General features: G+C 63.4%; 20 protein-coding genes. 4 read left to right on the forward strand and 16 right to left on the reverse strand.

Going from position 1 to position 23,028, the window contains the following annotated elements:
* Positions 1 to 7: 7 nt before the first annotated feature.
* From ACMGGN_RS17885 to ACMGGN_RS17900, 4 genes are all read right to left on the reverse strand, one after another.
* Complete coding sequence (locus ACMGGN_RS17885; protein WP_115273610.1) at positions 8 to 1,459, reverse strand: efflux transporter outer membrane subunit; 1,452 nt, start codon at positions 1,457 to 1,459, stop codon at positions 8 to 10.
* Entirely contained in the window at positions 1,456 to 2,517 is a 1,062-nt protein-coding gene (locus tag ACMGGN_RS17890) for an HlyD family secretion protein (protein WP_115273609.1), read from the reverse strand. The genes ACMGGN_RS17885 and ACMGGN_RS17890 overlap by 4 nt, the downstream gene beginning before the upstream one ends.
* 27 nt (positions 2,518 to 2,544) lie before the next feature.
* Entirely contained in the window at positions 2,545 to 4,086 is a 1,542-nt protein-coding gene (locus ACMGGN_RS17895; RefSeq protein WP_251961997.1) for an MFS transporter, read from the reverse strand.
* Between the two features lie 135 nt (positions 4,087 to 4,221).
* A complete protein-coding gene (locus ACMGGN_RS17900) occupies positions 4,222 to 5,130 on the reverse strand; it encodes a LysR family transcriptional regulator (protein WP_115273607.1) in 909 nt (302 codons plus the stop codon).
* A gap of 267 nt (positions 5,131 to 5,397) precedes the next feature.
* Here ACMGGN_RS17900 and ACMGGN_RS17905 point away from each other — a divergent pair, with 267 nt between their 5' ends.
* Complete coding sequence (locus ACMGGN_RS17905) at positions 5,398 to 5,844, forward strand: universal stress protein (RefSeq protein WP_115273606.1); 447 nt, start codon at positions 5,398 to 5,400, stop codon at positions 5,842 to 5,844.
* Between the two features lie 24 nt (positions 5,845 to 5,868).
* On the opposite strand, the gene ACMGGN_RS17910 is transcribed toward ACMGGN_RS17905, so the two are convergent.
* The 5 genes from ACMGGN_RS17910 to ACMGGN_RS17930 form a co-directional block, all read right to left on the reverse strand.
* Positions 5,869 to 6,909, reverse strand: a complete 1,041-nt coding sequence (locus ACMGGN_RS17910; RefSeq protein WP_115273605.1) for a PDDEXK nuclease domain-containing protein — start codon at positions 6,907 to 6,909, stop codon at positions 5,869 to 5,871.
* A gap of 177 nt (positions 6,910 to 7,086) precedes the next feature.
* Positions 7,087 to 7,944, reverse strand: a complete 858-nt coding sequence (locus ACMGGN_RS17915; RefSeq protein ID WP_115273604.1) for an HlyD family secretion protein — start codon at positions 7,942 to 7,944, stop codon at positions 7,087 to 7,089.
* A gap of 10 nt (positions 7,945 to 7,954) precedes the next feature.
* Entirely contained in the window at positions 7,955 to 8,155 is a 201-nt protein-coding gene (locus ACMGGN_RS17920) for a DUF1656 domain-containing protein (RefSeq protein ID WP_008097766.1), read from the reverse strand.
* Between the two features lie 4 nt (positions 8,156 to 8,159).
* Positions 8,160 to 10,337 (reverse strand): FUSC family protein, encoded by a 2,178-nt coding sequence (locus tag ACMGGN_RS17925; protein ID WP_046784802.1) that lies wholly within the window; start codon positions 10,335 to 10,337, stop codon positions 8,160 to 8,162.
* The gene (locus ACMGGN_RS17930) at positions 10,334 to 11,863 is read right to left on the reverse strand and encodes an efflux transporter outer membrane subunit (protein WP_414156159.1); all 1,530 of its coding nucleotides are present in this window, start codon (positions 11,861 to 11,863) and stop codon (positions 10,334 to 10,336) included. The genes ACMGGN_RS17925 and ACMGGN_RS17930 overlap by 4 nt, the downstream gene beginning before the upstream one ends.
* 178 nt (positions 11,864 to 12,041) lie before the next feature.
* Between ACMGGN_RS17930 and ACMGGN_RS17935 the strand changes: the two genes are divergently transcribed.
* Both ACMGGN_RS17935 and ACMGGN_RS17940 read left to right on the forward strand, forming a co-directional pair.
* Positions 12,042 to 12,989 (forward strand): LysR family transcriptional regulator, encoded by a 948-nt coding sequence (locus tag ACMGGN_RS17935; RefSeq protein WP_046784800.1) that lies wholly within the window; start codon positions 12,042 to 12,044, stop codon positions 12,987 to 12,989.
* Between the two features lie 101 nt (positions 12,990 to 13,090).
* Positions 13,091 to 14,065: a 2-hydroxyacid dehydrogenase gene (locus tag ACMGGN_RS17940; RefSeq protein WP_046784799.1), complete on the forward strand. Its 975-nt coding sequence runs from the start codon at positions 13,091 to 13,093 to the stop codon at positions 14,063 to 14,065.
* Positions 14,066 to 14,105: 40 nt separating this feature from the next.
* On the opposite strand, the gene ACMGGN_RS17945 is transcribed toward ACMGGN_RS17940, so the two are convergent.
* From ACMGGN_RS17945 to ACMGGN_RS17960, 4 genes are all read right to left on the reverse strand, one after another.
* Positions 14,106 to 15,044 (reverse strand): glycosyltransferase family 2 protein, encoded by a 939-nt coding sequence (locus ACMGGN_RS17945; RefSeq protein WP_174142257.1) that lies wholly within the window; start codon positions 15,042 to 15,044, stop codon positions 14,106 to 14,108.
* A complete protein-coding gene (locus ACMGGN_RS17950) occupies positions 15,041 to 15,412 on the reverse strand; it encodes a GtrA family protein (RefSeq protein WP_346640377.1) in 372 nt (123 codons plus the stop codon). Before ACMGGN_RS17950 ends, ACMGGN_RS17945 begins: the two co-directional genes overlap by 4 nt.
* The gene (locus ACMGGN_RS17955) at positions 15,406 to 16,926 is read right to left on the reverse strand and encodes a glucosyltransferase domain-containing protein (protein ID WP_414156160.1); all 1,521 of its coding nucleotides are present in this window, start codon (positions 16,924 to 16,926) and stop codon (positions 15,406 to 15,408) included. Before ACMGGN_RS17955 ends, ACMGGN_RS17950 begins: the two co-directional genes overlap by 7 nt.
* A gap of 89 nt (positions 16,927 to 17,015) precedes the next feature.
* A complete protein-coding gene (locus ACMGGN_RS17960) occupies positions 17,016 to 17,912 on the reverse strand; it encodes a DMT family transporter (RefSeq protein ID WP_174142255.1) in 897 nt (298 codons plus the stop codon).
* A gap of 216 nt (positions 17,913 to 18,128) precedes the next feature.
* On the opposite strand from ACMGGN_RS17960, the gene ACMGGN_RS17965 reads away from it, so the two are divergent.
* Positions 18,129 to 19,004, forward strand: coding sequence for a helix-turn-helix domain-containing protein (locus ACMGGN_RS17965; protein WP_414156161.1), 876 nt, complete (start codon positions 18,129 to 18,131; stop codon positions 19,002 to 19,004).
* On the opposite strand, the gene ACMGGN_RS17970 is transcribed toward ACMGGN_RS17965, so the two are convergent.
* The 3 genes from ACMGGN_RS17970 to ACMGGN_RS17980 all read right to left on the reverse strand — a co-directional run bounded on the left by ACMGGN_RS17970 (position 19,001) and on the right by ACMGGN_RS17980 (position 22,983).
* Complete coding sequence (locus ACMGGN_RS17970; protein ID WP_115273597.1) at positions 19,001 to 21,391, reverse strand: TonB-dependent siderophore receptor; 2,391 nt, start codon at positions 21,389 to 21,391, stop codon at positions 19,001 to 19,003. The two genes, ACMGGN_RS17965 and ACMGGN_RS17970, sit on opposite strands and share 4 nt — an antisense overlap.
* A gap of 117 nt (positions 21,392 to 21,508) precedes the next feature.
* Complete coding sequence (locus tag ACMGGN_RS17975; protein ID WP_125923849.1) at positions 21,509 to 22,489, reverse strand: FecR family protein; 981 nt, start codon at positions 22,487 to 22,489, stop codon at positions 21,509 to 21,511.
* Entirely contained in the window at positions 22,486 to 22,983 is a 498-nt protein-coding gene (locus ACMGGN_RS17980; protein ID WP_223255085.1) for an RNA polymerase sigma factor, read from the reverse strand. Before ACMGGN_RS17980 ends, ACMGGN_RS17975 begins: the two co-directional genes overlap by 4 nt.
* Positions 22,984 to 23,028: the final 45 nt, after the last annotated feature.

Genomic DNA, 23,028 nt, shown 5'->3' on the forward strand with positions numbered 1-23,028 from the left:
CGCTTGATCACACCTTTGTCGTCGGCTGCCCGTCGAACGCCTGCCAGCCACCACCCAAAGCCTTGTACAGCCCGACCAATGCCTGCGATACCGCCGCCGAACTGTCGATCCACTGCTCTTCGCTGGCCAGCAACGCACTCTGTACAGTCAGCACGTTGAGAAAGTCCACTGCCCCTTCCACGTACTGACGCTGGGCGGTTTCCAGGGCGATGCGGTTCTGCCGCACCGCTTCGGCCAAATGATCACGGCGCAGCTGGCTGGCGTTGTACAGGCGTAACACATCGTCGATCTCGTGCCAGGCACCGAGCACCACCTTGCGGTAGTTGAGCGCCGCCTCCTGCTGCTGCGCCTCACGCAGCGCCAGGGTGCCCTTGAGCCGGCCACCCTCGAAGATCGGCAACGACAGCTGTGGGCCGAAGGCAAAGCGGCGCGAGTCCCAGGCGCCGAAATCCGACAGTTGCATGGCCTGGAAGCCGACGCTGCCGGACAGCCGGATGCTGGGGTAGAAATCCGCCTTGGCCACGCCAATGCTGGCAGTGGCCGCATGCAGCCGCGCCTCGGCCTGGCGGATGTCCGGACGGCGCTCGGCCAGCTCGGACGGCAAGCCGATCGCAAATTGCTGCTGCGGCGCGGGCAACTCCCCGCCCTCAAGCAACTGTGCCTGCAAACTGCGTGGGGGCTCGGCCGCCAGCAGGCTGAGCGCGTTGATCAGGTCGTCGCGCCGGGCCTCCAGGCTCGGTAGACGGGCCTGGATCGAGGCAACCTGGGCACTGGCCTGGGCCACGTCGAGCCGGGTGGCGACACCCTCGGCCTGGCGGTCCTGGGACAGCTTCAGGCTGTGCCGGGCGACCTTCAGGTTGTCGCGCGTGACATCGAGCGTGTGCTGCACGGCACGCAACTGGATGTAGTTGCCTGCGGTTTCCGACAACAGCGCCAAGAGCACACCGCGCCGGTCATTCTCGGCCACTTCCACCGTGGCGTCGGCAGCCTCCACCTGCCGGCGCACCCGGCCCCAGAGGTCCAGCTCCCAACCGGCGACCAGGTCGCCCTGCCACAGGTTGAACGCCGACTTGCCTGCTTTGCCAGACGGGTCGCTGAGGCCTTCGGCACTGTTACGGGCGCGGCTGTAGCCGCCATCCACATCGACCGACGGCGCCTGGTCGGCAGCCACCGTGCTGCGCAAGGCGCGGCTTTGCAGCAGCCGCGCACTGGCGATCTGCAGGTCGAGGTTACGCTCGGCCACCTGCTGGATCAGCGCACTCAGGCGCGCATCGTGGAAGGTCTCCCACCAACGCAGTTCAAGCGGTTCTGCTTGCGGCTGGCTGGGTGCCGCCTGGCCCTGCAGCGGTGCCCATTGCTGCGGGGCCTGGCTGTCCGGGCGTTTGAAGTCGGGGCCCAGGGTGCAGCCGGCCATCAGTACGGCCAGCAGCAAGGGGCTCAAGCGTACTGCCGGTTTCATCGTGCACTCACCTCTTTGCCACTGAACGTGTCACCACGGGTGTCGATGGTCGCTTCCACCGACATGCCCACACGCAGGCGCGCAAGCAACGGCTGGCCGTCATCGAAGACGATTTTCACCGGGATGCGCTGCACGACCTTGGTGAAGTTGCCGGTGGCGTTGTCGGGTTTTACTGCCGCGAAGGTCACGCCAGTTGCAGGCGCAATGCTTTGGACATGGCCCTTGAGGGTTTCACCGGAAAAGGTATCGACGCTGATACTGACAGGCTGCCCCGGCTGCACATGGGTCAGCTGGGTTTCCTGGAAATTGCCGACCACATAGGCATGCTGCAAGGGCACCACCGACAGCAGGCGTGCGCCCGGGTTGACGAAGGCGCCAACGCGCAGGGCACGCTCACCGACCATGCCATCCACCGGGGCGGTAATGCGCGTGTAGGACAGGTCCAGCTGAGCTTTTTCAACGCCCGCTTCGGCACGCTTGAACTGCCCATCGGCGCTGGCGACCTGAGCGCTGAGGATGTCCACCTGCTTGCGCGCGGCAACCAATGCAGCCTGGGTATTGGCCAGCCGTGCGCGGGCCTGGTCGACCCGGCTGCGCGCCTGCTGGGCATTCTGCACGGTGCCGGCCCCCTGCTGGGCGAGGCGGCTGTAGCGGTTGACCTCGTGGTCGGCGAACGATGCTTCAGCCTGCGCTGCCTTCACCGCCGCCTCGGCCTGGGCAATCAATGCCGCCTGGCGTTCCAGGGTGGCACGGGCATCGGCGCTTTGCGCCTTGGCCACCAGCAACTGGGCCTGCGCGGCATCCAGGGCGGCCTGGTAGTCCCGCGCATCGATGGTCGCCAGCAACTGGCCGGCCTGCACCTGCTGGTTGTCTTCGACCAGCACTTGCTTGACGAAGCCGGCCACCTTGGGCGCCACTACGGTGTAATCGGCGATCACGTAGGCGTCGTTGGTGCTTTGCCGGTGGTCACTGCCGAGCAGCCAGGGGCCGACGATACCCGCCAGCACGGCCACGGCGAGTACCGAGCCGATCACGATTGTCTTGCGCTTGTTGGTCATTTTCAGCGGTCTCGAATTCATCCGGGCTCAGGCCACCGCGCGCGGTGGGTAGACCCGGGTAGGCACGAAAGGAATCAGGCAGATCAGCGCCACGGCGATACCGGCCATGACCAGGTAAAGGTCGGCCGAAGTCAGCACCAGCGCCTGGTCATGGATACGCTTGGCAAGGCCCGTAGCGTGGTCATCGATCAGCGGGGCGTTGCCCAGGCTGTCCACCAGGTGGTTGGAATGAAAGTGTCGGCGCAGCGTACCGAGGGCATCCAGCAGGCCACCGGCGATCACTGCGGCGAGCCCCTTGACGGTGTTGAACCAGCTGGAGGCGAATGGGCCTTCCTGCGGGCTCATGCCATTGGTGGAGAGCATCAGCAGCGGCAGTACCGCCATCGGTTGGCCGAACACCTGAAGCAGGTAGAAAGGGTAGAAATCACTACGGATCCACTCGGAGGTCAGCAGGCTGCTGCCGATGCACGACAGCGCCAGCATCGCCAGCCCCGTGGCCAGCACCCAGCGGCAGTCCACCGCACGCAGGTTGCACAGTGCCGCCGTCAACGGCAGGGCAATCAGTTGCGGCATGGCCACCAGCATCATCAGCGGGCTGGTTTGCGCCGGGCGATACCCTTGGATTTGCGCAAGGTAGGCAGAGGGAATGCTGCCCACACCGGAAAGCACCACCAACACGCCGGCCAGGGTGAGCAGCGCGAAGCTCAGGTTGCGGCGCGACAGCATGCGCAACTGGAAGAACGGCAGCGGCTCGGACCATTCGTTGTACAGGAACAGCACCAGCAACAGCACGCCCCCGCCCAGCAGCCAGCAGATCAGCGGCGAATCGAACCAGCCCCAGCGGTCCCCTAGCGACAGGCCCAGGACAATGCAGCTGATGGCCGGCAGGCCCAGCAACACGCCGCGCCAGTCGAACTGCTTGAAGCGCTCCAGGCGCAGCGGGTCCTGCGGTAAGCCCCAGCCGACACAGAACATGGCCAGGGCCGAGGGCAGAATGATCTGCCAGAACGCCCACTGCCAACCGACGTATTCGGTCCACAACCCGGCCAGCGGCGTGCCGAGGTTGGGCCCGAAGGTGGCCGTCAGGGCATAGCAGGCCAGGCCGTAGACCTTGATGCCCGGCGGCAGAAAACGCAGCGCCACGCTCATGAGCATCGGTGGCAAGGCGCCCGCTGCAAAACCCTGAAGGATGCGCAGCAGCATGAGGCTGTGCAGGTTGGGGGCCAACGGCTGCAGCAACCCCAGCAGCGCAAACAGCCCGACCGCGCTCATGGTGAAGCGGCGCAAGGAGAAGGTAGTGGCCAGCCACGGCGCGAAGGCCATGGCCGAAACCGACGCGGCGCTGTACACCGCCAGCAGCCAGGCGCCCTCGTCGGCGCCGATGCCCATGCCCCCGCGGATATCGGCCAGGGAAATCTTGGTCACCGACTCGTTGAGGCCGGCGCACAGCACGGCCAGCAACACGCCGAACAGCCCGACCACCACGCGCAGGCCGAACGCCGACTGCACGGGCGCAGCCGGCGCGGGGGCGGCGGCGATCGCGGTGGCAGGGGCGGACAGGGAACTCATGGGTAGACAACTCCAGCAACAATTTTATGGCTGGGGCAAGTCTAAGAAAGTCGAATGCTTACGAAAACTGACTTATCGGCAGCTTTATATTGCGTTTAACGCAATCCGCTCCAGCCGCCGTAGGGCGAAGCGGGTTTACGGATCGACACTGCAGCAGGTTTTCAGGATCTGCCGCAACCAGCGGTGGGCCGGATCGTTGTGATAACGCGGGTGCCAGGCCTGCAGCACGGTTACCCGCTCCAGCGGCACCGGGATCTCGAACGAGCGCAACGGCAAGCCGAGCTTGTGCACACTGTTGAGGATATTGGCGGGCATCGGCAGGATCAGGTCCGAATCCGGCAGCGAGAACAACGCCGAGTGGAAGCTCGGCGTGATCAGCGCCACGCGCCGCTGCACCTTGAAGTTGGCCAGTTCGACGTCAATCGGCCCATTGGCGCGGCCACGCCTGGATACGCTGATCTGTGGATAACTGGCAAAGCTCTGCGGTGTGATCGGCTGGTCGAATATGGGATGGTCGCGCCGCGCCAAACCCACGTAGTAGGTCTGGAACAGGCTCTGCACCTTGATCTCCGGGCCCAGGTCGACGGTCGAGCTGATGATCAGGTCGGTGCGCCCGTCGCGCAGCACGCTATCGTCATCACCGCCGGGGCTCTCGGGCACGAAGCGCAGGACCGTGCGCGGGGCCTGCTCATGCATGCGGCGCAACAGCATGGCGCCATACAGGGCAATGAACAGGTCATTGGTGCGGATGTTGAAGGCTCGGTCGAGCTTGGGCAAATCCACCTCTGCAGCACTGCGGAACACCTCACCGGCCTGCTCCACCAGCGCCGCCACCTGCTCGCGCAGGGCCAGCGCCCGAGGTGTCGGTACCAGGCCACGACCCGCGCGTACCAGGATCGGGTCGCCCAAGGCATCGCGGATACGCCCGAGGGTCCGGCTCATCGCCGCCGGGCTGAGGTTCATGCGCTGCGCCGCACCGACCACACTGCCTTCATCGAGCAGGGCGTCGAGGGCGACGAGCAGGTTCATGTCCGGGAGTGGCATGGCCGATTTCCGTGGCAGTTGTGGGAACGCGATGTTAACAGGTCGCATGATTGCACCAGACGCAATGCGTTCGTGCGTGGAGGGGCATTTATCTCGAGGGCGAGATGAGCCATTAATGATGCTGTGGCTGTACCGGCCCTATCGCCGGCAAGCCGGCTCCTACAGGTGCCCCACTGCCCTGCGATCGGTGCATTACTTGTGGGCCGGCTTGCCGGCGATGGGGCGGTACAGGCAACCGACCAGCCAGTTTTTCAGCAAGGAACCTCCATGCCCAGCCCCGTCCTGATCGCCATCGACGCGTCCCCTGCCTCGACCGCCCTGCTCACCCTCGCCCGCCGCTACTGCCGGCCCGACGAACACGAACTGCATGTACTGCTGGCCATCGACTCGACTTTCGCGGTGCACGACAAGCCTGCGCCCTACACCGCCGAGGAACTGGAGCAATACCCTGCCGCCTGTGAGGAACAACGCCTCGGCGACCGCGCCGTGGCCGAGGCTGTTGCATGGCTAAAGCAGGCCGGCTTCACCAGCCACGGCTGCATGGTCGCCGGGCAACCGGTCGAGGCCATTGTCGCCAAGGCACGGGAACTGCAATGCGAGCTGATCATCATGGGCCACCGGCACCTGTCGCGGCTGGGGCGGATGCTGGATCCGTCGATCAGCACTAAAGTGATCGATCGGGTTGAGGTGCCAGTGCTGGTGGGAGCGGCTTGAGGGGACATTTTCAAAAGCCATGGCTCACTCTTGACGAATAGCCAGCTCCCGCTCGATCTGCTCGACAGTGGGCAAGCTTGCCTGCAGCTCTTCCGGCAAGGTATTGATCAACTGAAATTCAGCGACACCAATGGGTTGAGACTTGCCGCGTAACGCGTACTCGGCCACCACCTTGTTCTTGCCTTTGCACAGCAGCAAGCCAATCGTGGGGTTGTCTTGCTCTAACTTCATCTGTAAATCAACTGCAGTGAGGTAGAAGCTCAGCTGACCCAGATGCTCCGGCTTGAACTTTTCTGCCTTCAACTCAATGACTACATAACAACGCAGCTTCAGGTGGTAAAACAGAAGATCGATATAGAAGTCATCACCTCCGACTTCCATATGCACTTGGCGGCCGACGAAGGCAAAACCTGCCCCTAGCTCAAGCAGAAATTGGGTGATGTGCTCCACCAACGCTGCCTCGATCTCTCGTTCACTCGCCTCTTGGGTTACATTCAGGAAGTCGAAAAGATAAGGATCCTTTAGAAACTGGCGAGCCAGGTCAGTCCCTGGCGGTTGCAAGAGCGCCGAAAAATTTGAAACACCATTACCCTCGCGCTCCAGCAACCTGGACTCGATATGCATCTGCAAGGTCGACCGTGACCAACCGCACTCCGATGCCCGCACTGCATAAGCAAGCCGCTCTTGTGGCTTTTTTAACTTGGTCAGCAACACCAGATTATGGCCCCATGGCAATTGTCCAACAGCCTGTTGGACAATTGCTTCCTCTGGCCAAGCCTCAGCAAATGCTCGCATATACATCAGATTGGCTCGTGAGAACCCCTTCATCGCGGGGAACGCAGTTTTGAGGTCATGAGCCAGCCGCTCTATGACTTTCGCTCCCCAACCTTGAGCCGCTTGGCGTTCGACAATATCTCGCCCAAGATGCCAATAAAGACCCACCAGCTCCCGATTCACGGCAAGGCTGGCCCTTTGCTGGGCTTTTTGAATACGACCTTTCAGGTCAGCTAGCCAAGCGCTGTAGCCCTGAGGGGTGTCGATCAGGGATAGCGTTTTTTCGGGCATGGGATCAGAGTTCCTCGAACAATCGATGGGTTGCTTTCGTGACAACCCAGGCTGCTCCGATGGAAAAGCACCGCCAAGAGCTCCAGCAGGCGATTTCTCCCTAAATCAAGTAGGATATTTCCCAATCCCTCCCTGAGCTCAAAACTAACGTTCTTACGGCATCCCGCGATAACAGTTTCATTCCTCCCTCTTCACCACCACCGTACACGTCGTCCCCGCCGCCAGCAGAAACCCGTCCGGCACTTCATCAATGTGAATCCGCACCGGCACGCGCTGGGCCAGGCGCACCCAGTTGAAGGTCGGGTTCACATCGGCAATCAGCTCGCGGCTCTGCGGGTTGTCGCGGTCGTAGATACCGCGGGCGATGCTCTGCACATGGCCCTTGAGCCGTTCGCCGCTCATCATCTGCAGCTCAGCCTGGTCACCCACCTTCACGTGCGGCAGCTTGGTTTCCTCAAAGAAGCCGTAAACCCAGAACGAGTTTTCATCGACCACTGCCATCACCGCCTCACCGGTCCGCGCATAGTCACCTTTGTGGATATTCAGGTTGGTCACGTAACCATCGACCGTGGCAACGATCCGGGTGCGCTTGAGGTTCAGCTCGGCCGCTGCCAATGCTGCCTGGGCCTGTTGATAGTCGGCCAGGGCGGCGTTGGCGATGTTGCTGGCGTCGTCGCGGTTTTCCTTGGAGATCACCAGGTTGTCCATGTCGGCACGGCGCCGGGCGTTGACCTTGCGCATCTCCCAGGTGGCCTTGCGCGAGGCGACCAGCGCCTTGGCCTGGTCGACAGCCAGCTGGTAGTGCTCGGGGTCGATGCGGATCAGCAGGTCGCCCTTCTTCACCCGCTGGTTATCCTTGACCGGTACGTCCACTACATAACCGGGCACGTCGGCGGCGACATTGATGATGTCGGCCCGCACGCGGCCGTCACGGGTCCAGGGCGTGGTCATGTAGTGCAGCCACAACTGGCGACCGATCACCACGGCAGCGGTCAGCACCAGCAAGGTAGCGATCAGGCTGAAGAACTTTTTCATCGAAGGATTCTCACCAGTAGAGCGACAGCGCCAGGGCGCCGAACAGGCAGACGAACAGGCTCAGGCGCAACAGCGCCGGGTGCCAGAAGAAGCGGTAGCCATCATGGCTGGCAATGAAGCGGTCCAGGCCCCAGGCCAGGCCCAGGGCGAACAGGAACATCAAGGTCATGGTGGGCATGTACACGCCATGAAAAGCGATCTCACGGGGCATGATTTCACGGAACATCGTGCAATCCTTTCGTCGTAGCCAACGGCGACTGTGGGTCGAGCAGGGAGGAACGGATGAAGTGCAGGTAGCTCTGCGCGCGGCGTAACACCGAGGTGTCGAAGTGCCGGGCGAAGGGTTCGTCGGTGGCCTGCACGCGGCTGATGGCGTGGTCCACCGCCACCAACGCGCGCTCGTGGTTGCTGGCGCTGGGCTGCAGGAACAGTCGTGCCAAGGCGCGGCCCATGACACGGATGGCCTGGCGCCACGGCTGCGACTCGGCATACGCCGGGTGGATTGGTGCGCGGGCCTGCTCCTTGCGCAGCTCGATGACCGCGTGGCCGATTTCCAGCACGGTGAACATCCAGCCCATCAGCTGGCTTTGGACCTGCGGTTTGCCGGCAGCCAGGCCATAGGCCTGGTGCAACAGGTCACGGGTGCGGCTTTCGAAAGCCGAGCCCAGACCGCGCAGGCGACCGCTGATGGCGAACAGCACCTGCTCGCGCAGCTCCTGCTCCAGGCGGCTCCACAACCAGCGGCTGTTGGGCGGCAGGATGATCGCCCCGGCCGCAGCGCAGACGAACATGCCGATGACCATGCCGATGTAGTCGTTGATGAAGGTGTAAGGGTCGTACACGGTCAGGTTGTTGGGCACCGAACCGATGGCGAAGAACACCAGGAGGCCTATGCCGTAACCTGCGTAAGCCGGCCGCGAAGACAGGAACGCGCCGAGCACGAACACCGGCGCCAGGACCATGCACAGCAGCGGAAAACCATCGATCCAGGGGAACACGAAGAAGGTTTCGAAGAAGCCGACGAACGCGCCGATCGCCGTGCCGCAGGCCATTTGGAACGACATGCGCTTGGGGTTCGGCGAAGCCGCCGACAGGCCCACGGTGACGGTGGCGATCAAGGTCATCATGGCCCCGCTGGGCCAGTCGCTGAGCAGCCAGTAGCTACCCAGCAGCAACAGCACCGCCGAGGCGCGCACGCCAGCGGCCAGCGACACCAGCCAGCTGGTCCGGGCCACGTAAGGCTCGTCCCACTGCTCGCGCGCGTGCGTGTGCGCGGCCAGGGAGGCATGGGTTTCGGCGTAGCTGTACATCTCGTCGACGAAGCGATAGAGCAGTTCGAAAGCGGTATGGAAATCCAGCAGGTCGGACTCGCTGGGCTCGGTCAGCAGGTACTCGGCGCGCAGGCCGCGTACCTGAGCCTGCAGGCCCTCTTTGTAGGCCGCCAGTTCCAGCGTCAGGCGCAGTGCATCGGCATCGGTCAGCGCACGCCCTACATAGGGCTCAAGCAGCTCGACCAAGGTGTTCAGGCCCGGCTCGATGGCCCCGACGATCTGCAGCGGGCCGCGGGCGCGCAGGCGCTCAAGCAACCGGTGCAGGGCGTTGAAGCGCGTGGTGATGGCCATGAACTCGCTGTTCATGCGCACCAGCCGGCCAGAGCGCCTGCGCATGTGCGGGTCTTCGAAGGCGGTGACGTTGCGCAGGCTTTCCAGGCCGACCGCCTCGGCGACGAAACGCACGTTGCTGGTTTCGAAACGGTCACGCTGGCTGTCACCGCGCAAGGCCTCGACCACCACCCCGGCGAACACACCAAAACGCTGGTACAACGCATTGCGCATGGCGGCGCTGGCCGATTGCGGCAGGATCGCGGCGCTGACGAAGGTCGAGACGAGAATGCCCAGGGCAATCTCCAGCACGCGCCACACCGCTGCCATGAACGCCTGGTCAGGGTGCTCCAGCACCGGCAGGCCGATCATGGCTGCGGTGTAACCGGCCAGCACGAAGCCATAGGCGCGCAAGGTGCGGTAGCGCATGGCGCCCGCCGAACACAGGCCCACCCACAGCGCCAGGCTGGGCAGGAACAGCTCAGTGTTCTGCGGGAACAGGGCGATCAGCGCCACCATCATCGCCGAGCCGGCCAGGGTGCCGAGCACCCGGTAGAAGCTCTTGGCGAAGACATGGCCGCTCTGCGGCTGCATGACGATGAACACGGTGATCATCGCCGTGCGCGGCTGCGGCAGCTCCAGGCGCATGGCCAGCCACAAGGTGATGAACGCAGCGGCGAGCACTTTGAAGATGTAGACCCAGGTCACCCCGTCGGTACGCGCCCAGGCAAAGAAGCCACGGCGCCACTCCAGGCTGTGCAGCCAGCGCAGGGGCAAGCTCGATGTACTCATTCGGCGTGGTCCGGTTTGCGTTCGAAAACAGCCAGGGTGGCCGGGGTTTCCGGCGCCACCTGGCGCTCCTGCTCAGGCACGTCCTTGCCGGCCTGCAGGCCACCGCCCAGCGCGGTCACCAGCTCGGCATGGGCGATCAGGCGCGCGGCCTGCACCTGCTGCTGCACCTGCTGCTGACGCAGCAGCAAGGTCTGGGCATTGAGCACGTTGAGGTAGTCGGTCAGGCCGCGCTGGAAGGCGACCATGGCAATATCGTAGGTTTTCTGTGCAGCGGCCACGGATTCGGCGGCGAAGTGGGCCTGCTCCTTCATCGACTCACGGCGGATCAACTGGTCGGAAATGTTCTTCAGCGCGCCGATGACCGTCTGGTTGTAGTGCGCCACGGCCACGTCATAGCCCGCCGAGGCCACACCCAGCTGCGAGCGCAAGCGGCCGCCGTCGAAGACCGGCAGGCTGATGGCCGGCCCGACGTTGTAGTTGAACTTGCGCCCGGTGAGGAATTCCAGCGGCCCGCCACCGGTGGCCATGAAGCCCAGGCTGCCGACCAGGTCGACGTTGGGGAAGAAGCCGGCGTGGGCGACGTCGATACCACGCGCCTGCGCGGCCACCTGCCAGCGGCTGGCGACCACGTCGGGGCGCTGGCCGACCAGCTCGGCCGGCAGGGCCGACGGCAGTTTCAAAGGGGCGGCGAGGGCCAGGCTGGGGCGCTGGATCTGCGCGCCCTCACCCGGCCCCTTGCCCGCCAGCGCGGCCAGCTGGTTGCGGGTAAGGGCGATTTCTTCGTCCAGGCTATCCAGTTGGCGGTGGGTTTCGGGCAACGGTGCTTCGGCCTGGCTGACCTCCAAATGGGTACCGATACCACCGTCCAGGCGGCGTTTGGCCAAAGCCAGGATCTGCTCCTGCTGCTCCAGCTGGGCCTTGACGATGTCGCGCTGGGCGAAGTACAGGCTGAGCTGAATGTAGGCACGCACCACATTGTTCTGCAGTTCCAGTTGCGCCTGGCGGGCCTCGGCCACGCTCATGTGTGCCTGGTCCACGGCCTGTTCGCTGGCATTGCGCTCGCGCCCCCAGAGGTCCAGGGCATAGCTGAAGCCGATGGCGGCGTTGTTGTCCCAGGTGTTGGCACCCGACAGTGCGCCAGGGCCATAGAACTGGTCTTCAGGCCAGTTGTGGCGTTTGAGCGACGCCTGGCCGTTGGCCTGCAGCTTTTCTGCCGACTCGACCACACCGGCCATGGCCTTGGCTGCGCGCACCCGCGCTGCGGCCATGGCCAGGGTCGGGCTACCGGCCATAGCCAGGTCGAGCCAACGATCGAGCTGTGGATCACGGTAGGCGTGCCACCACTGCTGGTCGGGCCAGTGGGCATCGCTGGCGGCTTCGCGGATGGCCGCATCGGTGGTCAGGGTATTGGCTTGGAGGGTCTTGCTTTGTGGGGCAATGCCCCAGGTTCCGATACAGCCGCTCAAGGTGAGGCTAAGGGCACAGGCACTGAACGCCTGAAGCGTTCTGATGATGCGACGCGGCACAGCTGCGATTTCCCGAGGAAGAGGTGGAGGGCTGGGCAATTCTAGGGGGCGGCCGCACTGGCGATAAGCGCAGATTCCTGCGAATCTTTGTTACCAAAACAGCGATAATCCGGCTTTGGTCGAAGGCACATGCAACTAACTTCGTGACACAATTTGCCCTCTACCTTGAGAGTGACCCATGGACACCCTGCAAAACATGCGTGCTTTCAGTTGCGTAGCCCAGCTTGGCAGTTTCACTGCCGCTGCGGCGCAACTGGATACGACTACCGCGAACGTGTCGCGGGCGGTCTCCAATCTGGAAGCCCATCTGCAAACCCGGCTGCTCAACCGCACCACCCGGCGCATCGCCCTGACCGAGGCGGGCAAGCGTTACCTGATGCGCTGTGAACAGATCCTCACCTATGTCGAAGAGGCCGAAGCCGAGGCAAGCGACGCGCATGCCCGGCCTGCCGGGCAATTGAAGGTGCATTCGATGACCGGGGTCGGCCAGCACTTCGTGGTCGATGCTATCGCCCGCTACCGCGAGTCGCACCCGGACGTGACCTTCGACCTGACCATGGCCAACCGCGTCCCCGACCTGCTCGACGAAGGCTATGACGTGTCCATCGTGCTGGCCACCGAGCTGCCGGACTCAGGTTTCGTGTCGCAGCGCCTGGGCATCACCTACAGCATCGTCTGCGCCTCGCCCGAGTACGTGGCCAGGCACGGCTTCGCGCACAAGCCGGTCGACCTGCTGCAGCATGCCTGCCTGCGCATGGTCAGCCCGGTGATCCCGCTGGAAAAGTGGTTGTTCGACGGCCCGGAAGGCCAGGAACTGGTCAACATCACCAGCTCGCCGTTCCAGGTCAACTCGGCCGACGCGATGAAAACCGCGATTCGCAGCGGCATGGGCATGGGCGTGCTGCCGATCTACTCGGCCATCGATGGTTTGCGTGATGGCAGCCTGGTGCGGGTGATGCCGGACTACCGGCTGCAGGAACTGAACCTGTATGCGATCTACCCGTCGCGCCAGTACCTGGATGCGAAGATCAAGACCTGGGTTGAGTACCTGCGCAACTCGTTGCCAGAGATTCTCGCAGCCCATGAAGCGGACCTGAAAACCCACGAGTTGCTGATCGCGAACTGAAAGCAGCTGCAAGCGGCAAGAAAAAGCAGATTGGTGCACGCGCTGCTTTTTCTTGCGGCTTGAAGCTTGTAGCTTGTAGCTTTTGCGTTGGAAGTAGCCCGATGAAAAAGACCGTCCTGGCCTTCAGCCGTATCACCCCGGCCATGGCCGAGCGCCTGCAGCAAGATTTCAACGTGATCGTGCCGAACCCCAAGCTCGGCGACATCAGTGCCCAGTTCAATGAAGCTTTGCCCCAAGCCCACGGCCTGATCGGCGCCGGTCGCAAGCTCGGCCGCGCGCAGCTCGAGGGGGCAGCCAAACTGGAAGTGGTGTCCAGCGTATCGGTGGGCTACGACAACTACGACGTCGACTACTTCAACGAGCGCGGCATCGCCCTGACCAATACCCCCGATGTGCTCACCGAAAGCACCGCCGACCTGGGCTTCTCGCTGATCATGGGCTGCGCACGGCGCACGGCCGAACTGGACGCCTGGACCAAGGCCGGCCAATGGCAGGCCACCGTCGGCCCGGCGCACTTCGGCAGCGATGTGTACGGCAAGACACTGGGTATCGTCGGCCTGGGCAACATCGGCGCGGCCGTCGCCCGCCGTGGCCGCTTCGGCTTCAACATGTCGGTGCTGTATGCCGGCAACAGCCGCAAACCGGCGCTGGAGCAGGAACTGGGGGCGCAATACCGCAGCCTCGAACAACTGCTGGCAGAGTCCGATTTCGTCTGCATCGTGGTGCCGCTGTCCGACGCCACCCGCAAGCTGATCGGTGCTCGCGAGCTGAAGCTGATGAAGCCGAGCGCCTTCCTGATCAACATTGCCCGTGGCCCTGTGGTAGACGAGGCAGCGCTGGTCGAGGCCCTGCACAACGGCACCATTCGTGGCGCTGGTCTGGATGTCTACGAGAAAGAGCCGCTGAGCGAATCGCCGCTGTTCAAATTGCCCAATGCCCTGACGCTGCCGCACATCGGCTCGGCCACCGCCGAAACCCGTGAGGCCATGGCCAACCGGGCAATGGACAACCTGCGTGCGGCGTTGCTGGGCGAGCGGCCGCAGGACCTGGTGAATCCGCAGGTGTGGAAGGGCTGATAACGCGTTTGTCCCACCAAGGGGCCTGCGCAGACAACCTTCACGTGGGTTGTCTGCGCCGCCTCAGCACCTTGCGCACCACGTACCGGGGCCGCTGTTTGGTCTCCTGGTAGATCCGCCCTACGTACTCCCCCAGTATTCCGATACCGATCAACTGCACACCGCCAAGGAACAGCACTGCCGTCATCAACGACGGATAGCCCGGCACATCGTTTCCGTACAGCAGTTTGTCAATCACCATGTACACCGCAAAGGCAAAAGCCGACAGCGATACACCTCCGCCCACGTAACTCCATAGCCGCAAAGGCACAGTGCTGAACGAGGTGATGCCATCCAGGGCCAGGTTCCACAGCCGCCAGAAGCTGAACTTGCTGTTGCCCGCCGTACGTTCGGGCCGGTCGTATTCGACGATGGCGGTACGAAAGCCTACCCAGGACAACACACCTTTCATGAACAACTGCTGCTCCGGCAACTGGCGGATGGCGGCTACCACTTTACGGTCCAGCAGGCGAAAATCACCGACGTTCTCCTCGATCCGGGTCGAGGCAATGCGGTTGTGCAGGCGGTAGTACAAGCGTGCGCTCCACCGTTTGAACCGTGTGTCAGCGGCACGGCTACGGCGCTTTGCCAGAACGACCTCCGCCCCTTGCTGCCACACATCGATCATCTGCGCGATAAGCTCGACCGGGTCCTGCAAGTCGACATCGATCGGCACCACGGCGTCGCCCTCGGCGTACTCAAGGCCGGCGAACAACGCCGACTCCTTGCCAAAGTTACGCGAGAAATTGACGACGGTTACCCATTCATCCCGTGCCGCCAACTCGGCGCAGATGGCCTCGCTGGCATCATTGCTGCCGTCATTGACCAGCAGGATCTCGACCACCACGCCCTGTAAAGACGGCTCGTTACGCACCGTGTGATAGAACCGTTCGAGGGTGTCCTGCTCGTTGTACAGGGGCACGACCAAGGTAATGTTCATGGCTGCCTCCGCTTGAACACCACTGTTCGCGAGTAGCCGTAGCCGATGATCAGGCTGACGGCTGAAAAAGCTACCAAGGTCAGCCAGGGTGACAAACCAGCCCGGTCCGATAGCGCCCCCATGCTCAGGCTCAGGCAACCCATGCCCGATACGAACGCCAGGTAACGCAGCTTGCTCGGCGCGGTGGCGAACGTGAAGCGAGCATTGAGGTAATAGGACGCACTGACAGCCACTGCGAATGCCAGCAAGTTGCTCGATGCCTGGCTCAGCCCGGCAGCCTGGTGCAGCAGGAAGAAAACCGCCCAGTGCAACAGCGTATTTCCAACACCGATGAGGCCATAACGGTAGAAACGCAGGGTCATTACCATCGGTAGGCCTCGCTCTGGGCAGGTGCTTTCATCAGCACATAGCCATTACCGTCGACCAGGTGGATGTCGAAAAACGTGCTCTTCACCACCGCTGCATGGCTGCGCGCAAGTACCTGCTCACGGTCGAGCGGAGGATTTTTAGTGAAGTTGACCAGCCCGAGGCGCGGCATCATCTCAGGCAACAGCAGAAAATCGATGTTCAGGACATAACGCAACGCTGGCATCTGTTCATAACTGGCGCTGGCTGCAGGCAACCAACGTGCGCTGCTACCGATGTCGAAAACATAGAATCGCTTGGTCTCGTACAACTGCGGCCGGCTTTGGATGGCATTGGCGAGCGAAGACGTCACCATGCGTTGCAGTTCCTTCTGCACGATCAGCGTTCGGCCGTAAGCAAACGAAAATGACAACATGAACAACACAGGAATAGCCAGCAGCCACCTCAGCCGACCGCCAAGCCCTGACAGTAGCCGATGGGCCAGCAGTGCCAGCATCATCAAGACCACGCCGAACCCCATCAACAGGCGTGCGCCACCGTCAAAATGCGCGAACACCATCATCAGGCCGTATACCAGCAACGCCACAGCCGGGATGGGCAGCAGCAGCGCAGCCGTCAACACCCCCCGTTCCCATACAGGGCGTGGATCAACCAATACCTCACGCAAGGCGATCAGCAGCGCCACAAGCGCCAGCCCCGAAAGGCCGATGAACACCCACGCCGTTCCTGGCGTGATCAACAACGCCACGTGCCCCAAGATAACTTCCAGGCGCCGCAACACCTCAGGCCACCACTGGGCATCCAGAGGCAGCAACGCGGTGCGGGGGACATCTATGAACTGATGGGCCGTGAGCGAGTACAGCAGGCACCCGCCGAGCAGTTGTGTCAGCCGGCCGAAAAGATGACGGCAGACCTGACGCAACCCGGCATGGCCGAGCACCTGACGCATGATTTCGAGGCAACACAAGCCAGCGAAGACGTTGATGCTGACCTGGTAGAAACTCGCGGCACATGCCACCAGCACGCCGCCCAGCAGGCACTGCTGCCAGCGCTCGGCACTCAGCGTGATGGCCCAGACGCATGCAGCCAGCGCCAACGCCATACCGGGTGCGTCGTATTGGTACGACAGGTTTTGCAGAAAGAAGGGGTTGTACCATAAGGGCAATACCACCAGCACAGAGGTCGCCGTGGGGGCCGGGAAGTAATGTGACACCAGCCGGGCGAGCGCCAGTGCAGTCACGCTGGCAGCCAGCAGAATAGGCAAAGGGAACAGATTCACAGCCCCGACAGAGAAGCCCAGCATGCGATGCATCAGGTAGAGCAGGAAGCGCCCCTGCCCCGTCCAGGATTCATTGCCGGTAGGCGTGAGGCCAGCGTTCTGGGCGCGCCACACATCATCGATATAGGCGTAATCGGCAAGCACCAGCGGCAATAGATGCACCGCCAAGGCCAACAGGCAGAGCAGCTGCACCTGACGATGCGACAGTCGCTTGTTCCAGGGGAGCAATGGTGACATTGACGTTTCCGGGCTAATGGCTCCCGGGCAAGTCTAAACAGCCCACCCCGTGCCAACACCTGGCATTTATGTCAGTTGCTGCGCAGCGCTCAACGTGCCAGAGCACCTGCCAGCGTGGGTTTGGGCTTGCGAAACACCAACACATTACCCGCCATGACAGCGACCAGCCCGAGCAAAGCGGGGGCTGTCCATTGATAGCCCTCGGCAAACGCCGACACGTTCAGCGCCACCAGCGGGAACAGCACCGTGCAATACGCAGCCCGCTCCGGGCCCATGCGCCCGACCAACGTCAGGTACGCGGTGAAACCGATCACTGAACCCGGTATCACCAGGTACAGCAGCGAGCCGACATAGCGCGTGTTCCACTCCATCGCAAATGGAATACCACTGATCAGGCAATACACGGCCAGCATCGCGGCGCCATAGACCATGCCCCAGGCATTGGTGGTCATGGGCTTGAGGCCAGCTTTCTGCTGCATGCTCGACAGCATGTTGCCTGCCGAAAAGCACAACGTACCGAGCAAGGCCAGGCCGAGACCATAGAGCGTTTCGCGGCTTGCCGCATGGTGCGACAGCTCCGGCCAGAACAGCAGCCCCAACCCCAGAAGGCCAAGCGCGCCGCCACCGAGTACGTTGCTGGCAACCCTCTGGCCAAAAAAGAGGCGCGCGTTCAGCGCATTCCACAGTGTTGCAGTGGAAAACACCACGGCGATCAAGCCACTGGCGATCCACTGGCTGGCGGTGAGGAAACACATGAAATTGACGCAGAACAGGCACAGGCCCTGCGCCAGGCACAGCAGATGACCGCGCCGATTCATCGGCTGCAGGCGGCGGGTGAGCAGCAGGATGGCGAACAGAATCAGGCCGGCCAAGGCAAAGCGGTAGACGATCGAAACCGGGATGGCCACTTCACCCAATTGCAGTTTCAGGGCGATCCAGGTGGTACCCCAGATCAGGACAGTGAGCAGGTACAGGGAAAGGTTCATGGGGGTTCCTTAGGCATACGACCATGCATTGCGGGGGGCACCATGCGGCCAACCTGTGGGAGCTGGCTTGCCGGCGATCGAGGACGCAGCCCTCGCCAGGGCCATCAGTGTTCTCTGCGGCCAGTGAAGTGCGCTTGCACAAACTTGCGCTTTTCAGCATTCAGGGAGCTGCCACCTCGGCGCATCGGCAGTACGATGGCGACAGAGGAAACGCTCATGACCCCACTGACCCAGTTGCACGTGTTCAACGCCATGCATGCCTCGCCCCACGCGAGGCTGGAACTGAGCGCGCACCTGGGCGACGGGCTGGCGGCGGCGCTATGGAGCAACCGTGACGATGCCCGCGACTATCAGGCGCCCAGCCACCACACGCTGTCGTGCTACATCGCCCACGGCACCGGCACCTTTCGCCGCCAGCGCCCAGCCGACAAAGGAGCGCCGGACAAATTGTGCATCATGCCGGCCGGCCACGAGTCCAACTGGGTGGTCAATGGGCAGATCCGCCTGGCGCACCTGTACATCAGCGAGGTGCAATTCGCCCTGGGCTGCGTGCGCCTGCTCGACCGGGAACCGCGGGAGATGCAACTGCAGGAAGCGACGTTTCTCGACGACCCACGGCAGTCGGCGCGTTTTCGCCAGTTGATCAGCCTGGCCTGGGAAGAGCCAGGCGAGCGCTTGCTGGCCAGCAGCCTGGCACACGAGATCGTCGATCACGCCGTGCTCAGCCAGGTAGGGCTGCGCCAGGGGTTACGCCTCAAAGGCGGGTTGGCACCGAACCTGCGCCGGCAACTGGTGGAATACATCGAGACACACCTGGATCAGCCCATCACCCTCGGTGAGTTGGCCGTGCGTTGCAACCTCTCCGAGTATCACTTCGCACGCATGTTCCGCACCAGCTTCGGCTTGCCGCCACACCAGTACCTGCTGGCCCGCCGGCTGCATCGGGCCTGCCAACTGCTGCGCCTGGGCCAGCTGCCATTGGGAGACATTGCACTGCTGTGCGGGTTCGCCAGTGCCAGCCATTTCAGCAACCGCTTTCGCCAGGCAGTCGGCGCGACACCTGGCGACTATCGCGCCGCCTTCAGCCACTAGAACTCGAAGGTACTCGACAGGCTCACCTGGCGCGCATCACCTATGGCAACGAAGTACTGGTTCACCGCCGAGCTGTAGTAAACCTTGTCGAACAGGTTCTTCACGTTCAGTTGCAGGCGCACATTGTGCTCGTCGAGCCGGGTCTCGTACGTGGCGAAAGCATCGGCAACGGTGTAGCTGGGCAAGTCGAAGGTGTTGGTCGAGTTGCCCGGGCGCTCGCCGACATGACGGGCTCCGGCACCGAAACGCAAACGGTCGCCACCGAACAGGCTGCCGAAGTCGTACACCGCCGACAATGAGCCACTGTGCCTGGCCACGTTCTGCAGGCGGTTACCCTCGAGGTCCGGGTCCTTGGTCACCTTGGCGTCGGTAAAGGCATAGCTGCCGATCAGGCTCCAACGCTCACTGAGCTGTCCGGTCAGGTCAAGCTCCACCCCCCTTGAACTGACCTCGCCTGCATTGCTGTAGACCGTCTCGCCGGTACCGCTGTCGAAGTTGGAGACCAGCACGTTGCGCTTGGTGATGTCGAACAGCGCCAGGGTGCCGGTCAGGCTGCCAGGCATGTCGAGCTTGGCACCCAGCTCCCACGACTTGCCCTCTTCCGGCGCAATCGACGAATCCAGCACCACACCGCCGGTCAGCGGGGCAATGCTGGAGTTGGGCTTGAACGACTCGCTGTAACTGCCATAGAACGACAACTGCTCATCGACCTTGTAGACGATGCCGGCATGCGGTACCCAGGCCTGGCCGCTGGTGTCGGTATTGGCCTTGAACGGCCGGCCGCGGCCGGCGTACTGGTCGTACTGCTGAAAGCGGGCGCCGGCCACCAGTATCCAGTGCTGGTCCAGGTGCAGTGCGTCCTGCAGGAACAGCGCCTCGGTGCGCAGCTTGTCGGTCTGGTCGCTGTCGCTGGCGCGCACCGTACTGCCCTCCACTTCCTGGCCATAGACCGGGTTCACATAACTGAAGGTGGACTGAGCGGTCTGGCGAATCAGGTCGCCGCGAAATACCTTGCGGTCTTCGTGATCAATGCCAATGAGCAGGTCATGCTGCATTCCGGCCAGCTCGACGTTGCCATTGAGGCTGAGGGTCGCGAACTGGTCGCGGCTCATGGCGTTGTGGGTGCCATCGATGCTGCGCGTGAGCGTGCCCTTGGCTTCGTTGACGCCGGTCACGCGCACTTGGCTTGCGTCGTAAGTCTCGCGGTTGAAGCTGTAGCCAACGTGCAGCTTCCAATCGTCGGCCAACTGGTGGTCGACCTCAAGGCGATACAGGTCGGAGCGGCCTTCCATGTCGTTGAAAGGTTCATCCAGGCGGCGCGTGGCCGGAATGTCCAGCGGGTGGCCGTTGCTGCCGAACGCAGTGCCCCGGTCGAACGGGTAGAGAAACTCGCGGTGCTCATAAGCCAGCACCACTTGGGTGTCCTCGCCCAGCCAGGCCAGCGACGGCGCCACCAGCGATTCGCGGTGCACGCCATAGTTGCGCCAGTAATCCTCGTCCTCATGATCGACGATCAAACGGTAGGCGAAGTTGCTGTCGCCCAGTGCCCCGGTGCTGTCGAACCCACCGCCGCTGCCGTTCTTGCCGCTGCCGTAGGTCGAGCCGCGCACGGTCAGGGCGTTGTACTGCTGCAATTGCGGGCGCTTGCTGACCACGTTGATCACCCCGCCCGGGTCCTGGATGCCATACAGCAGCGAAGCCGGGCCCTTGAGCACCTCGACCCGCTCGGTGTTCGCATTGAGGCTGCGCCCCTGCACGACGGGCATGCCATCGCGCATGATCGAACCGTCGCGGTTGTCACCGAAGCCGCGCTTCATCACCGTGTCGGAGGTGCCACCGAAATTGTTGCCCTGGGTGATGCCGCTGACATTGGCCAGGGCGTCATCCAGGTTGCGCGGGGCCTGGTCGCGGATGACCTGGGCAGGGACCACGTTGATGGCTTGGGGGATGTCCTGGGACGGGCCTTGGCCACGCATGATCGAGGCGCTGGCCGGCGGCTGGTAGCTGTAGGTGTCCATCTGCGAGGTCACCGTGGTGGCCTGCAGGTTGAGCGCACCGGAGGTGTCCACCGGTTCAAGCGTCAGGGTGCGGGCATCGACCCGGCGCCACGTCAGGCCAGCGTTGCCCAGCAATCGCTGCAGCGCCTGTTCGGCACTGAACGTACCCTGCAGGGCCGGTGCCTGCACGGCAGGCAGTTCCAAGGTGTAGACCACGCTCTGGCCGGTGGCGCGGCTGAAGGCATTGAGCGCCTGGGGCAAGGGCTGGCTCGGCTGGGCGAACCGGTGCAGTTCAAGCTGCTCGGCGGCAAGGACACAAGGGGCAGCAGCCAAGGCCGAAAGCGCAGAGAAACCTAGCCAGAGAGGGACGCAACGGTGGGTGAACTTCATGGACGCTGACCTGTGAGAGGGTGATGACTGCGAATGAATCGCACTTCCACTCATTACACGGATGTCACGTCCTGTTACCTCATCCGCTTTTGAAAATTATTTTTCCAGTGCCGCCGCTTAACGGATAACGGTCAACCGGCCGAAAACCGTCTGCCGCGAGAACCCCATCACCTTGCCCAGCGAATCCAGTGCCGCCAGTGGCTCGCGCACCGGGAAACTGCCGCTGACCTTGCGCTGCCCCAACTCGCCGTCGAGCAGCACGATCCGCCCCGGGTAATAGCGCCCCAGGTCCTCGACCACCTGCGCCAATGGCACCTGGTAGTAATTGACCCAGCCCTGGCGCCAGGCCAGACGGCTGTCGCTGTCCACACTCGCCGTCTCACCGGCCCGGCCTCTGGCATAGGCCAGTTGCTGGTTGGCCGTCAGCTCACGGGCGGCCTGCCCCTGAGCCGGCGTGACCGCCACCCGACCGTTGCGCACCGTGACCTGTGCCCCCTCGGCCTGCTCGCGCACTTCGAACTCGGTGCCCAGCACCCGCACCTGCCCCCCCGCCGCCTTTACTACAAACGGGTCACCGGTGTGCGTGACCTTGAAGAATGCAGCACCATGCAACAGCCGCACATGGCGCTGCCCCTGCTGGAAATCGACAGCAATGGCACTGCCCGCATCCAGCGTCACCTGCGACTGGTCAGCCAGCGTCACCTGGCGAATGGCGTCTGTGCTGCTGAAGTCGGCCTGCAGGTCCTGCAGCCAGTACCCCGGATGCCAGCCCCCGGCAACGCCCACGGCAAGCACCAGGCAGGCCGCTACGGCCAGTGCGCGGGCGCGCCGCCAGCGAGGCGGGGCAGGCGCCTTGGCCATGGCATCCAGGTATCGTTGCAGGTCTGCGTGTTCTTCCTCGGCCAGGCGTGCCGCGGGTGCCGCACTCTTGTGCCACAGCGCCTGGGCCTGGGCATAGGCTTCACGGTGCCTGGGGTCGGCCAGCAACCAGCGCTTGAACGCCGCACTGTGCGCTACCTCAGGCTGCTCGTTGATCCTGGCCAGCCAATGCAGTGCAGCGTGCGACGGGTCGGCGGTGGTCAAGTCTGAATGGCTCATCGACGGGCGCTCCCTGGCCTGCGCATCGGGGTCGCGGGTTCGGCAACACTGGCCTTGCACGCTTGGAGGGCGCGCATCATATGCTTTTCCACGGCGCTCTGGGACAGCTGCATGGCCTTGGCGATTTCGCCGTACTTGCAGCCGTGTATGCGGTTGAGCAAAAAGATCTGCCGGGTGCGCTCGGGCAGGGCGCGCAGTGCCGCTTCGATGCGCTGCAGGTCATGGTCTACCTCAAGGGCCTGCTCCGGTGCCTGGGCCGAGCACTCATCCAGTTGCAGCGAAGCTTCGGCGATGCGTTCGCGGCTGCCTTCGCTGCGCAGATGGTCGATGGCCAGGTTGCCGGCGCAGCGCAGCAGGTAGGTATCCAGCGCCTCGACCTTGACCTCGGGGCGCCGCCAGAAGCGCAAGAACAGCTCCTGCACCAGGTCCGATGCAGTGGCGCGGCAGCCTACCCGACGGCTGACCAGGGCTTCCATGCGTGCGCGCTGGGCCATGAAGACCTGGACGAAACGTGCGCGCGTGCTGTCGCTGTCAGGTTC

Source organism: Pseudomonas sp. BNK-30 (assembly GCF_047456185.1).
GTDB classification, from domain to species: Bacteria; Pseudomonadota; Gammaproteobacteria; order Pseudomonadales; family Pseudomonadaceae; genus Aquipseudomonas; species Aquipseudomonas putida_E.